This window comes from Rhizobium sp. 01T444 (genome assembly GCF_056398305.1).
In genome coordinates this window covers 63850-76715 of record NZ_JBFTPD010000021.1, presented here as the reverse complement: position 1 = coordinate 76715, position 12866 = coordinate 63850, and the positions used below count along the sequence as shown (strand labels likewise).

Here is a 12866-nt window from a genome sequence, read left to right as displayed (position 1 = left end):
ACGATGGACGCCATGGTCGAAACCAAAGGACATTATGTCGACGCCGATCCCTATGCCTGGCCCTATAATGGCGCCCTGCGGCCGGACAATACCGCGCTCATCATCATCGACATGCAGACGGATTTCTGTGGCAAGGGCGGCTATGTCGACCACATGGGCTACGACCTGTCGCTGGTGCAGGCGCCCATTGAGCCGATCAAGAAGGTGCTCGCAGCCATGCGCGCCAAGGGCTACCACATCATCCACACACGCGAAGGCCATCGCCCTGATCTTGCCGACCTGCCGGCCAACAAGCGCTGGCGCTCACAGCGCATCGGCGCTGGTATCGGCGATCCAGGCCCGTGCGGGCGCATCCTGACCCGAGGCGAACCCGGCTGGGACATCATTCCGGAACTCTACCCTGCCGAAGGCGAGACGATCATCGACAAGCCCGGCAAGGGTTCCTTCTGCGCGACCGATCTGGAACTGATCCTCAACCAGAAGCGTATCGAGAACATCATCCTGACCGGCATCACGACCGACGTCTGTGTCTCCACCACCATGCGCGAGGCGAATGACCGCGGCTATGAGTGCCTGCTTCTGGAAGATTGCTGCGGCGCGACCGACTATGGCAACCACCTGGCCGCCATCAAGATGGTCAAGATGCAGGGCGGCGTCTTCGGTTCCGTCTCCAATTCTGAAACGCTTGTGAGCCAGCTGCCATGAGTACGGTCCGCGACACTCCCCTTCCGCAGGCCGGCAAGGCCGTCGGCATCGACACGATCGACATGACGATGCGCTTCGGCAGTTTCACGGCGCTCGACCACGTGTCGATCAACGTACCCTCGGGCAGCTTTCATGCGCTGCTCGGCGAAAACGGCGCCGGCAAGTCGACGCTCGTCAAATGCATCATGGGTTTCTACCACGCCACATCCGGCGCGCTTTCCGTCGATGGCCGTGAAGTGGCGATCGCTTCGCCGAAGGATGCTGCAACTTACGGCCTCGGCATGGTCTACCAGCACTTCACGCTGGTCCCTTCGCTGACGGGTGCGGAAAACCTCGTCATCAGCCGCGCCGAAGTGCCTGCCATCATCAACTGGGCGAAGGAGCGCAAGGATCTTGCTGCCTTCATGGAGCGTATGCCCTTCAAGATCCCTCTCGATCGGCCGGTGAGCGAACTTGCCGCCGGCGAAAAGCAGAAGCTCGAGATCGTCAAGCAGCTCTATCTCGGCCGCTCCTTTCTGGTACTAGACGAGCCGACCTCGGTGCTGACGCCTGCCGAAGCCGACGAGATGCTCGGCCTCGTGCGTGGCATGACCGAACGAGGCGAGCTGACCGTGCTGATGRTCTCCCATAAATTCCACGAGGTCACAAAATTTGCCGATGCCGTCTCCATCCTGCGGCGCGGTAAGCTGGTCGGCACCGGCAAGGTGGGCGAGGTTTCGACCGCCGACATGGCGGCGATGATGATCGGCGACGTCAAACTGGCCGAACTCGACACCCGCGTTCCAATTTCCGACAATGCCAGGCCGGTGCTGACGGTCGAGCAGGTCAAGGCGCCGGACCGTTCAGGCCTCAAGACCATCGAGATCGGCAATCTCACTGTTCGCTCCGGCGAGATCGTCGGCATTGCCGGCATATCGGGCAATGGCCAGAAGGAACTGACGGAAATCCTCGCCGGCCAACGACCGACCGATACCGGCCGCGTCAGTGTCAAAGGCGAGACCTATGGCGCGACGCGCCCGGAGACCCGCAAGAACAATGTCCGCTTCATCCCCGAGGAGCCCCTGCAGAATGCCTGCGCCCCGCGCATGACGGTCAGCGAAAACCTCGCCTTCCGCACCTTCGATCTCAAGGCGGATGGTAAGGATGCGATCTGGCTGAACAAGGCCAAGATGAAGAAACGCGCCACCGACCTGATCTTCGATTTTAAAGTCAAGACGGCCTCCTCGTCCTCGCCGATTGCGGCGCTTTCCGGCGGCAATGTGCAGCGCGCCGTGCTCGCCCGCGAACTGACGGGCGAGGTCGATCTGCTGATCGTCTCCAACCCCTGTTTCGGCCTCGATTTCTCAGCCGTTGCCGAGATCCGCGCCCGCATCATGAGAGCCCGCAATTCCGGTACGGCCGTGCTGCTGCTGTCCGAAGACCTCGATGAGCTGCTCGAAATGTCCGACCGCATCATGGTGATTTCCGAAGGCAAGCTGGTCTACGAGACACCGGCACGCTCGGCCGATATCGGCATCATCGGCGCACATATGGCGGGGCATCACTGATGGCAGAGATCAAGGCAGAACCCTTCGCCTTCCCGGCGAAACACGACCAACTGGCCCTCATCGTCATCGACATGCAGCGCGACTTTGCCGAGCCGGGCGGGTTCGGCGCCAGCCTCGGTAATGATGTCAGCCGCATCACCAGGATCGTGCCGGATGTCAAACGCCTCATCCAGGGCTTCCGCAATGCCGGCCTGCCGGTCATCCATACAATGGAATGCCACCAGCCCGACCTTTCGGATCTGCCGCCGGCAAAGCGCGATCGCGGCAATCCGACACTCCGCATCGGCGATGCGGGGCCAATGGGCCGTATCCTGATTGCGGGTGAGCCCGGCACGGCAATCCTTCCGGAGCTTGCGCCACTCAAGGGCGAAGTGGTGATCGAAAAGCCCGGCAAGGGCGCTTTCTATGCCACCGAGCTTGGCGACGTGCTGCAGGAAAAGGGCATAAAACAGCTCGTCTTCGCCGGCGTGACGACGGAAGTCTGCGTTCAGACGACGATGCGCGAGGCGAACGATCGCGGCTATGAATGTCTGCTCGCCGAAGAGGCGACGGAAAGTTACTTTCCCGAATTCAAGGCGGCTGCCATCGCCATGATCCGCGCCCAGGGCGCGATCATCGGCTGGACGGCGCATGTCGACGACATCCTGGAGAGCATCGCCCATGCCTGAGACTACCCGCGAACTCCTAACTTCAGATGGCTGGAAGACACTTGAATTCGGCCCCTTCCGTGATGAAGTGACGATCCATTGGATCCGTCCTTTCGACGGCGACCAGCCGGGCGTGGCGCTGCTGAAATATGAGGCCGGCGCCAGCGTTCCCCGCCATCGACATGAAGGACTGGAAACAATTCTTGTCCTGGACGGCGTGCAATCGGACGAGGCAGGCGACTACGGCCGCGGCAGCTATATCGTCAATGCGCCGGGCACCGAACATTCGGTCTGGAGTGATACCGGCTGCGTGGTGCTGATCCAGTGGGACAGGCCGGTGAAAATACTGGGAGAGGAAGCAGCGTAAATTCGGCAGCACCTGCTTCGTCAATCCAACGACTGAGCGAGGCTGGCTGACGGCCAGCCTCGCGTTCAGAACTTGTTCAGGCCGATTGGACGGCTTTGATACGGTCAAGGCCACCAACGACAGAGGCGAAATCGTCCCAGACGCCCTGTGCACCCTTCTGCCATTCATCGAAGGCTTCGGGCTTCAGCAGCTTGCCGCCGTTCTTCAGCGAGATTTCGACCGATGCGACCTCGTCACCGACGATCAGCTGGTTGAAGTAGGCCGCACCTTCCGTGGAGGCCTGCTGGAAGACGGCCTTCTGCTCGTCGTTCAGACCGCCCCAGAAGGTCGACGAATAATAGATGATGCCCGACGCCCAGATGTGGCGGGTCTCGGTCATGTAGGGCACGACCTCATAGAGCTTGAAGCCGGCGTAGGCCGATTTGGTGAGGTCCATCGCGTCAGCAACTCCGGTTGCCAGCGCATTATAGGTCTCGGTGATCGGGATGCCGATCGGCGTCGTGCCGAAAGCGCTCCAGAGCTCGGTGTGCAGCGGGCTCTGGATGACGCGGATGCGCTTGCCCTTCAGTTGTTCCGGGCGCGTCACCGGCTCCTTGGTGAGCAGATGACGGGCGCCGTAATTGATGAAGTCGCCGACGACGAAATTCTGCGCCTGCAGCTTGCCCTTCAGATCGGCGCCGACTTCCCCGCTGACGGTGCGGCGTACATGGTCGGCATCGCGGAACAGGAAGGGAAGGTCGAGGATCTGCAATTCCGGCGCCCAGCCGGAGAGCGAAGAGACCGTCGAAAGGCTGGCATGGATGGAGCCTAAGCGAACACCTTCCGCCACTTCCTTTTCGCCGCCGAGCGCACCGCTCTTGACGATGTTGAACTTGAACTGGCCCGGCAGCTTGGCTTCTACCAGCTCGCTGATCTTTACCCAGATCTTCGTCTCCGGCTTATCGTCGCCGAGCAGCGAGGCGATGGTAATCGTCGTCGTACGGGCAGCCGCCGTGCGAACGAAGGCCGGGGCGGCAAGGGCAGTGCCGGCAAGCGCGGCGGTCTTCAGGAAATTGCGTCGGTTGAGATTGTCCATGAATGAGGTCCTGTCCGTTAGAAGATAATCGCCCAGGCGCAAAGGATTGCGAGGGAGACGAGAAGGGCAAGCAGATAGGGAACGACCGCCTTGAAGAGGGCGGAAGCTGGAATGCGGGTCACGCCGCTGACGACGAAGATCAGCATGCCGAGCGGCGGCGTCAGGCCGTGGATCATCAGGTTGACGACGATGATGACGCCGAAATGAATGGGATCAATGCCTGCGGCGACGGCCGCCGGCAACAGGATCGGKCCGAAAAGCAGGATCGCCGCGCCGATGTCGAGAACGAGGCCCACCACAAGCAGGATGATGTTGGACAGCAGGATGACGGCGAGCGCACTGCCGCCAAGCACCGTCGTCAGGTGTGAGATCAGGCCCGAGACATCGTCGACCGCAAGCAGGAAGGCAAAGGGGCCAGCCGTGCCGATCAGCAGGCCGATCGCGGCGGCCTCGACAGCCGCCTGCCGGAAGGCCGTGTAAAGCGAGAGTACGCCAAGCCGCGCACCGATGCCGAGCAGGAAGGTGTAGAAGGCGGCAAGGGCCGCGGCCTCCGTCGTCGTGACGATGCCGATGCGAATGCCGACCACGACGATAACGCCGAGACCGAAGGCGGGGATCGCCTGGACGGCCGACTGCCAGCGCTGCGCCGACGTGGCTCGCGGCAGCGGCGCCTGATCGCGGACCGTCAGATGGATGGCGACCGCGAGGCAGATCGCCATCAGACCACCGGCAAAGAAGCCCCCGACCAGCAGGGAGCCAACCGAAAGATTGGTGGCGGTTGCCAGGATCAGGAAGGCGATCGACGGCGGGATGACATTGTCTAGAACCGAGGTCGCCGCGATGATCGCTGCGGCCTTGGCCGGCGGATAACCGTGGCGGACGAGCTCCGGCTGGAAGGTGGACGCACCGAAGGCGGCATTAGCAACCGAGGAGCCGGATGCACCGGAAAAGAGCACGCTAGTGAGCAGCGTCGTCTGGGCGAGACCGGCACGGCGATGGCCGACCATGGCGGCAGCGAAACGCACGAGCTGGTTGGCAACGCCCGATGCCGTCAGCAGACCGCCAGCAAGCAGGAAGAAGGGGATGGCAAGCAGCAGGAATTTCGAAATGCCGGTGACGGTCGAAGAGACGATCGCCGGCTCCGGCAGGCTGCTGCCGAAAGCGATCACCACATAGGCGGCGGCCAGGAAGGCATGCGGCAAGGGTGCTGCAAGCACGAGGCCAATAGCGGCAATCAGGCCGAGGAAGATGCTGGGCGGCCAGTCGAGTTCGACGGAGACGAAAGGAATGCCGGCATAGAGTGCCACGCCGACTGCGAAGGAGAGCAGGACCGGCCAAGCCTTTCCTTCGGCGATGCGCTGCAGCAGAAGAACGACGAGGATCAGCGCGCCGCCGGCGCCGAGAAAGCCGAAACGGATCCATTCCGGCACGCCGAGCGTCGGGGAAATACCGCCAAGCATGGTCATGATCTCGCTGCCGCCGAAGCTCAGGATGAGACCGGAAAGCACGGTGAAGATATCGGCGGCCACCTGCGTTGCCGGGTAAAGGCGCTCCGGCATCATCTTCACGAAGACGTCAAGACGCATGGCAAGCGCGCTGTTGAGACTGAGCGGTGCGCCGAGCGCGATCAGCAACACATGCAGCCAGATGCCGAGATCTTCAGCGCCGATGAAGCCAGCCGCGAAGAAATAGCGCATGCAGACCGTGACCAGCACCATGACGAGCAGCACGGCAAGCACCGACGCGGCGGCAATGCCAAGGACGCCTTCGATCGTCTTCAGGATGCGGGCTGCAAGCCCGTTACCTGTCGTCTCCTGTTCGGCTGGGTGGAATTCGCTTGCTGCCACAGAACTTGCTTTCTTGCCGGAGGGTCAGGCGCTCTTGACGGTGGAAAGGTCGCGATCGAAGAGCGTCGACCAGGTGTAGTTGCGCGCCTTCGACACTTCCCTGCTGACATCAAGACGCGGCAGAACCTTTTCGCCGAAACGATAGGCTTCCTCAAGCAGCGGCATGCCGGAAAGAATAAAGGTTTCGACGCCGGCCCTCTGATAGGCCTCCAGCGTGCGCAGCACCGTATCGGGCGAGCCGACAATCGCCGTGCCGGGACCGGGCCGTACCAGGCCGATGCCAGCCCAGAGATTGGGCGCCACTTCGAGATCACGCAGGTTGTCCGGCTTCAGGCCGCCATGCAGCGCCGTCATGCGCTGCTGGCCGACGGAATCACTGCGGGCGACGAAACGCTGGTTGGCGGCAATCGCCGCATCGTCCATGCGGCCGTAAAGGTCGGCGGCAGCTTCCCACGCCTTTTCGTCCGTATCACGCACGATCACATAAAGGCGGATGCCGTATTCGAGCTCACGTTCATATTGGGCGGCACGCGCCTTCACGGCCTCGACCTTGCCCTTGATCTGATCGGGCGTCTCACCCCAGGAAAGGTAGGTATCGACGTGCTTTGCCGCGACGTCGAGCGCCTTGTCGGAAGAGCCGCCGAACCAGAGTGGCGGCGGGGCGATGCTTTCGCCAACCGGAAGCGCGAGCTTGGCGCCGTCGGTGGAGAAATACTTGCCTTGATAGGTGACGCTCTCGCCGGCGAAGAGTCGATGCCAGAGCTGTAGATATTCATCCGCCATGTCGTAACGTTCATCGTGCGGCAGCATCATGCCATAGGCGCCGAGCATCTTGGCATCGCCTGAGACGACGTTGATCAGCAGGCGGTCGCGAGCAAATTCCTGAAAGGTCGCGGCCATCTTGGCCAACAATGTCGGCGCGACGAGACCGGGGTGGATGGCGACGAGGAACCGCAGCCGTTCGGTATGGGAAAGCAGCGCGCTTGCCAGCACCCAGACATCGTGGGCACCGGTCGCAAAGAGTGCGCCAGTGTAACCCAGATGATCGTAAGCCTGGGCGAGCTGCTTGTAATAACCGTAATCGACCGGACGCGAGCCTTCCGGCTGCCACGGATAGGCGCCGTCAGGAGCACACATATACCAGAAGACGTTCATTCCCGGCTCCTCACTTCGTTGCTTCCAGCGGCCCACCAATGGCGACCGCGCGATCAAAATAGCCGTGGCGAAAAAGCGTGTCGGCTTCCTCCTGCTGCTCGGCCAGCACTGCTGCATCGATCGGCACGACCGAGAAATCGCGTGCGCGTACCACCCTCTCCCAGGCCTCGGCGTCGATACCGCTACGGTCGTTTTCCGCCAGAAGGTGAGCTGCCCTTACCGGATCGGCGGCGATCTCGCTGCCAACACGGGCAAGCTCCAAGGCAATGCCGGCAATTTCGCTAGGGGAAAGTCCGATGCGCGCGAGGCTCCAGAAGAGCGACCGGTTGGGGATGGTGGCGCCACAGCGGACGATGAGACGGAGATCCGTCCGCTCGATCACCTTCTCCAGCCGCGGCGACATGGCGATCCAGGCATCGACCCTGCCCTCCAGCAGCTCCGTCAGGGAATCCCGCGTGCCGCTTTCGATGCGCTCGACGTCACCAAGCGCGAGATCCTCGCCCTCCAGGCTGCGAGCGAGCAGATAGGTGTGAAACGAACCGTCGATCAGCGAGATTTTTCGGCCGGCAAGATCAGCTACCGAGCCGATATCACTGTCGGCGCGCACGAAGATCGCGCCATTGGCTGGCCGCGGTGCCGATGCGGCGACATATTCGACATGAAGGCCACGCGCATCCGCCTCGATCGGCGGCGTCGAGCCGGTTCCGCCGACATGGATCGCGCCGCCTTCCAGCAGCGAGGCTGTGTCGCGGCCTTCATCATAGGGAACGAAGATCGGATCAAGCCCGGCAAAGGCACCCGGCCATGCGCTGGCGAGCCGCAAGTGGAGATTGTTGGGATGAACGCCGATTCTCATCTTCATTCCGGTCGGGATTGTCATTGCGATCAATCTACTTTTTTATAAATTGAAAGCGAGAAAAGTCCTGCCGGAGACCGGTGGGAAAACAGATCAAAAACCTATTAAATCTACCGAAAATAAAATCTTTTATCGCAGTTGCGCCCGCAAAGCGGCCGGGCATTGAAATTTCCGAGCACTCACTTTACTTTTTTGTAGAACAAGAGAGATGGCGATGACCAAGCCCGTATCATCGAGAGTCTGCCGCAGTGTCGGCGAGGCGAGCGAACTTCTGAAGCTGGTCGCCAATGCGAACCGGCTGGCAATCGTCTGCTATCTGATGGAAACGGAAGCATCGGTGTCTGCGCTGGAAGACGAACTCGGCATCCGCCAGCCGACGCTTTCACAACAACTTGCGGAATTGCGTGAGGCAAACGTCATCGAAGGGCACCGCGACGGCAAGTTGATCGTCTATCGAGTCGTCGATCCGAGGATTAAGACCATCGTCCACGCGTTGCGGGACATGTTCTCCGGCCTCGACGACGTCACCGGCCGTTTCGGCATGGCAAAGCTGCCGGTCGATGAAGTGATGTTCGACTGATCGCTCCTATGATCGACTTCTATACCTGGATCACCCCGAACGGCCTGAAGATATCGATCGCACTCGAGGAATTCGGGCTTCCCTATAAGGCCCACACGATCGATATCACCAAAGGTGATCAGTTTTCCGCCGACTATGTGGCGATCAATCCGGGCAGCAAAATCCCAGCCATCGTCGATCACGAAACCGGTATTACCCTCGCCGAATCCGGGGCCATTCTTCTCTATCTCGCCGAAAAGAAAGGACGATTCCTGCCGCGTGAAGGTGCTGCTCGCCATCACACGATCGAATGGCTGATGTGGCAGATGGGCGGCTTCGGGCCGACGCTCGGTCATGCCCATCATTTCCTGACTTACAATGAAGGTCGCGCGCCCTTCGCCGAAGAGCTTTTCCGCAAGGATACAATAAGGCTCTATGAAACACTTGATGCAAGACTTGAAGGCCGGGAGTACCTTGTCGGCGACTATTCCATCGCCGACATGGCCGTCTGGCCCTGGGTTTCGCGCTTCGTGCGCCACAAAATCGACCTCAGCGACTTCCCGAATGTCCGCCGCTGGTATCTGCAGCTTGCCGCCCGGCCACAGGTGAAGCGCGGCTACGAAGTGCCGCATTTCACCACCCCGGTTCCGCTGCCGCCAGGTGTCTAAGCATTGGTTTCGGATAGGCAGTCGGCCTATCGCGTAAACATCAGCCGCATGCGCGCCAGAATGCCCTTCATGCCCGGTATGGAGGTCGCTCTCAGATGGCGGGCGACGACACCCGCATCGACCCGTGCTCCGAAATGGCAGGAGCAGACGAGCCCGTGCAGTTGCCGATCGTTAAGATCGAAGAAGCTCTGGGCGTCCCCATAAGTATCGCCTTCGAGACCCGCGGCACGCAGAACCGGATCGTCATAGGCTACGGATATGGGTGACCCGGTGATCCTCATCAGTGTCCGCTGGTCGCGGGGTAGATATTCGGTTTCCCGAAGGGTAACGAGCGAACGCGCAGGATCGACTTCCAGAAGCTCAGCCCACCGGTCCAACCGCTCGGCGCGAGACAGTTGTGGCGTGGTACGGCTGACCCTGGCTATAGCCTTAAGCTGATCGACTGCGTATTGTTCCATGACGGCCTCCTATTTGGAAAAATAGACTGCACGCCCCCTCTGAAAGGTTGATCCCAACTACGCAGCCTGTCCAATCACGTTTGAAGAATCGTGTCTCTTAAATGCAGGCAGAATCCCGCCACTCAGGCGAATTCGCTCTGTCGCGAAAATGTCCGCGGGTGGGCGACGTGCTTCCGGACGACACTCTCCTTGCTGTCGAGTTCCTCCAGCAGAACGTCATAGCTCCAGAGATCGGCAAGGTGCTGCAGGACGAGCTTAAGATCTTCTTCTTCCAGGAACTCGTCATTGGTGGCTCGGTGCTGCAACAGCAATCTACGGTCACCTGCGAGATCGACGTCGACGATCTCAATCGCCGGATCGGTATGGCCAATATCGTAGCCGCGGGAAAGTTGCCGGCGGATACGCCGATAACCGCGCTCGTCATGGATCGCGGAAACCAGGATACCCTCCTGAATCTCCGGGTCGTCATGGAGCTGGAACATGCGCCAGCGCCGCATGAGGCTCGGGCTCAGGAACTGGCTGACGAAACTCTCGTCGCGGTAGTTGGCCCAGATATCACGCAGGACCGCCATCGGATCGCCCCGTCCGGCGATGTCAGGAAACCAGTCGCGATCTTCGCCAGTCGGCTCCGTCACGATGCGCTCGATATCCTGCATCATCGCAAAGCCCAACGCATAGGGATTGAAGCCAGAGAACCGCCGATCATCGTACATCGGCTGGAACACGACATTGGTGTGCGATTTCAGAAACTCGAAATAGTTGCCGTCGCTGAGCTGCCCGCGCTCGTGCAGGCGCTGCATGATGTTGTAATGGACGTAGGTGGCGGTCCCCTCATTCATCACCTTGGTCTGGCGCTGGGGATGAAAATACTGGGCGACGTGGCGCACGATGCGCAAGATCTCTCGCTGCCAGGAATGCAGCCGGGGCGCGGATTTTTCGAGGAAGTAAAGGATATTGTCCTGCGGCAAACCGAGTGCGGCACGCCGGTGCTCGAGATCGCGATCGGACTTGTTGCGCTTGAGGCCGACAGGCACGGTGCGCCAGAGATCGTTGAAGATCTTCTCCTCGTGCGCACGGCGCTCCTGCAGCCGCTTTTCTTCCTGCCGGAGGTCGACCGTCGTCTTGCCGGCATAGCGGTGCACACCGTGCGACATCAGCGCATGTGCGGCATCGAGCGTGCGTTCGACGGCCACTTCGCCATATCGTTCTTCGCAACGCGAGATGTAGCTCTTGGCGAAGTCGAGATAATCAAGAATACCTTCGGCGTCGGTCCAAAGCTTGAACAGATAGTTGTTCTTGAAGAAGTGGTTATGGCCGAAGGCAGCATGCGCAATGACCAGCGTCTGCATGGTCGCCGTATTCTCCTCCATGAGATAGGAGATGCAGGGCGAACTGTTGATGACGATCTCATAGGCGAGGTCGCGCATCCCGCGGCGGTAGAAGGCTTCGTGATGGGCAAAATGCTTCCCGAAGGACCAGTGGCGATAGAACAGCGGCATGCCTGTCGAGGAATAGGCATCGAGCATCTGCTCCGATGTAATGACCTCGATCTGGTTCGGATAGACATCGAGGCCCAGTTCCCCAAGCGCGATGTCCTCACAGGCATCATGAATGCGCTGCAGGGTCGGAAAATCCCAGTCAGCCCCTTCAAACAGAAGCTTTTCCTTATGCCGCGTGCTGGTCTTCATGGCGTAGCCCCTGCCTTGGCAGCCTTCTTCTGAAACAGGTCATGGAAAACAGGGAATATCTCGTTCCTGCGGCAGACCTTGCGTATGGCAAGAKGCAGAGCTGCGGAGCGGATCTCCTGATAGAGCGTCCAGAGCGGTGACCTAGACATTGAGGAATCCCCGTCTTCCTCACCGACTTCGATATAGGCGAAGTACTGGCAGACCGGCAGGATTTCCTGCTGCAGCAGCTGGCCGGTCAGAGCGCCGTCGGAATAGGAATTGTCGCCATCGGAGGCCTGCGCCGCATAGATGTTCCATTCCGTCGGATCGAACCGCGCGGCAACGATCGAGCGCATGACCGCCAGCGCACTGGAAACCAGCGTGCCGCCTGTCGCCGGGCTATAGAAGAAAGTCTCCTCATCGACTTCCTCCGCCTTTTCAGTATGGCGGATGAAGACGATCTCCACCTTCTCATAACGCTGCGACAGGAAGAGGTAGAGGAGCAGGTAGAAACGCTTGGCGAGATCCTTCATATGCTCGCTCATGGAACCGGACACGTCCATGAGGCAGAACATCACCGCCTTGACGACAGGCTTCGGTGTGTTTTCAAAGCGCCGGTAGCGGACGTCGAGCGGGTCGATATAGGGGATGCGCTTGCTCTTGAGCGTCAGGGTCCTCAGCCTGTCTTCAAGAACAAGGCGCTCTTCCGCATTGTCGCATTCGTCGATCTGCTTCTGGAGCGCCTCTATTTCCTCTACCTTCGGGCGATGAAGCGCCAGGCGCCGCATCATGGCAAGGCGTGTCGTGCGCCCGACGGCGATGTTGGAGGGGGAGCCGGAGACAGAAAAACCGGCCCTTTGCGGTGTCACCTCCTCGGTCTCGCTCAGTCGCCGCTTGGCGAGATCAGGCAATTCCAGATCTTCGAGGAAGATGTTGAGGAACTCCTCCCGGGTCAGGACGAAGCGGAAGCCGTCTTCGCCGTCGCCCTCCCCCGCCTCGGACGAACGGCCGCCGCCCGATGCCGGCGGACGCTTGATGAAATCACCCTCGACGAATTTCTGATTGCCGGGAAGGATACGATCCTGAATTCCCCCTCCGCCCCGGTGAAGGCCCGGTTCGGCCATGCCGCCGATCGGGAGAGTAACTTCACCGCCATCAAGCACATCGCGGATGGAGCGGTTTTGCAAAGATCGTTTAACCGCTTGTGCTACGGCGTCCTTGGCACGCCGTAGAAACCGTTGTCTATTTTCTAAACTTTTACCGCGCGGATTGAGCCGCCGGTCAATGATGTGCATGTTTGCTCCTAATGGGTACT

General features: G+C 60.5%; 13 protein-coding genes. 6 read left to right on the top strand and 7 right to left on the bottom strand.

Annotation, left to right across the window (positions count from 1 at the left end):
• Window positions 1-3: 3 nt before the first annotated feature.
• From biuH to AC1DTN_RS25085, 4 genes are read left to right on the top strand one after another with little or no spacing between them, the layout of a single operon-like run.
• Window positions 4-705 carry a biuret amidohydrolase gene (biuH, locus tag AC1DTN_RS25100; protein ID WP_442207360.1) on the top strand — a complete coding sequence of 234 codons (702 nt, stop codon included), beginning with the start codon at window positions 4-6 and terminating at the stop codon, window positions 703-705.
• On the top strand, window positions 702-2252 hold the full coding sequence (locus AC1DTN_RS25095) for an ABC transporter ATP-binding protein (RefSeq protein ID WP_477923053.1): 1551 nt from the start codon (window positions 702-704) through the stop codon (window positions 2250-2252). The genes biuH and AC1DTN_RS25095 overlap by 4 nt, the downstream gene beginning before the upstream one ends.
• A complete protein-coding gene (locus AC1DTN_RS25090; protein ID WP_439018142.1) occupies window positions 2252-2920 on the top strand; it encodes a cysteine hydrolase family protein in 669 nt (222 codons plus the stop codon). Before AC1DTN_RS25095 ends, AC1DTN_RS25090 begins: the two co-directional genes overlap by 1 nt.
• Entirely contained in the window at window positions 2913-3266 is a 354-nt protein-coding gene (locus AC1DTN_RS25085; RefSeq protein WP_007826658.1) for a cupin domain-containing protein, read from the top strand. Before AC1DTN_RS25090 ends, AC1DTN_RS25085 begins: the two co-directional genes overlap by 8 nt.
• Before the next feature lie 76 nt (window positions 3267-3342).
• On the opposite strand, the gene AC1DTN_RS25080 is transcribed toward AC1DTN_RS25085, so the two are convergent.
• Genes AC1DTN_RS25080 through AC1DTN_RS25065 form a run of 4 tightly spaced genes read right to left on the bottom strand, consistent with a single transcriptional unit; the run spans window position 3343 to window position 8199 of the window.
• Window positions 3343-4341, bottom strand: coding sequence for a TRAP transporter substrate-binding protein (locus AC1DTN_RS25080; protein WP_442207359.1), 999 nt, complete (start codon window positions 4339-4341; stop codon window positions 3343-3345).
• A gap of 17 nt (window positions 4342-4358) precedes the next feature.
• Window positions 4359-6188 carry a TRAP transporter large permease gene (locus tag AC1DTN_RS25075; RefSeq protein ID WP_439018144.1) on the bottom strand — a complete coding sequence of 610 codons (1830 nt, stop codon included), beginning with the start codon at window positions 6186-6188 and terminating at the stop codon, window positions 4359-4361.
• 24 nt (window positions 6189-6212) lie between these two features.
• Window positions 6213-7343: an LLM class flavin-dependent oxidoreductase gene (locus AC1DTN_RS25070; RefSeq protein ID WP_439018145.1), complete on the bottom strand. Its 1131-nt coding sequence runs from the start codon at window positions 7341-7343 to the stop codon at window positions 6213-6215.
• Window positions 7344-7353: 10 nt separating this feature from the next.
• Entirely contained in the window at window positions 7354-8199 is an 846-nt protein-coding gene (locus tag AC1DTN_RS25065) for an ABC transporter substrate-binding protein (RefSeq protein WP_439018146.1), read from the bottom strand.
• A 214-nt stretch (window positions 8200-8413) separates the two neighbouring features.
• Between AC1DTN_RS25065 and AC1DTN_RS25060 the strand changes: the two genes are divergently transcribed.
• Together AC1DTN_RS25060 and AC1DTN_RS25055 are read left to right on the top strand one after the other, a co-directional pair.
• The gene (locus AC1DTN_RS25060) at window positions 8414-8779 is read left to right on the top strand and encodes an ArsR/SmtB family transcription factor (protein ID WP_113323003.1); all 366 of its coding nucleotides are present in this window, start codon (window positions 8414-8416) and stop codon (window positions 8777-8779) included.
• Between the two features lie 8 nt (window positions 8780-8787).
• Window positions 8788-9426, top strand: coding sequence for a glutathione S-transferase N-terminal domain-containing protein (locus AC1DTN_RS25055; RefSeq protein WP_439018147.1), 639 nt, complete (start codon window positions 8788-8790; stop codon window positions 9424-9426).
• 26 nt (window positions 9427-9452) lie between these two features.
• Here AC1DTN_RS25055 and AC1DTN_RS25050 read toward each other — a convergent pair whose 3' ends face one another.
• The 3 genes from AC1DTN_RS25050 to AC1DTN_RS25040 all read right to left on the bottom strand — a co-directional run bounded on the left by AC1DTN_RS25050 (window position 9453) and on the right by AC1DTN_RS25040 (window position 12846).
• Window positions 9453-9884, bottom strand: a complete 432-nt coding sequence (locus tag AC1DTN_RS25050; RefSeq protein ID WP_113322968.1) for a hypothetical protein — start codon at window positions 9882-9884, stop codon at window positions 9453-9455.
• Window positions 9885-10006: 122 nt separating this feature from the next.
• Window positions 10007-11572, bottom strand: a complete 1566-nt coding sequence (locus AC1DTN_RS25045) for a SpoVR family protein (RefSeq protein ID WP_113322969.1) — start codon at window positions 11570-11572, stop codon at window positions 10007-10009.
• The gene (locus AC1DTN_RS25040; RefSeq protein WP_477923046.1) at window positions 11569-12846 is read right to left on the bottom strand and encodes a YeaH/YhbH family protein; all 1278 of its coding nucleotides are present in this window, start codon (window positions 12844-12846) and stop codon (window positions 11569-11571) included. Before AC1DTN_RS25040 ends, AC1DTN_RS25045 begins: the two co-directional genes overlap by 4 nt.
• Window positions 12847-12866 lie beyond the last annotated feature (20 nt).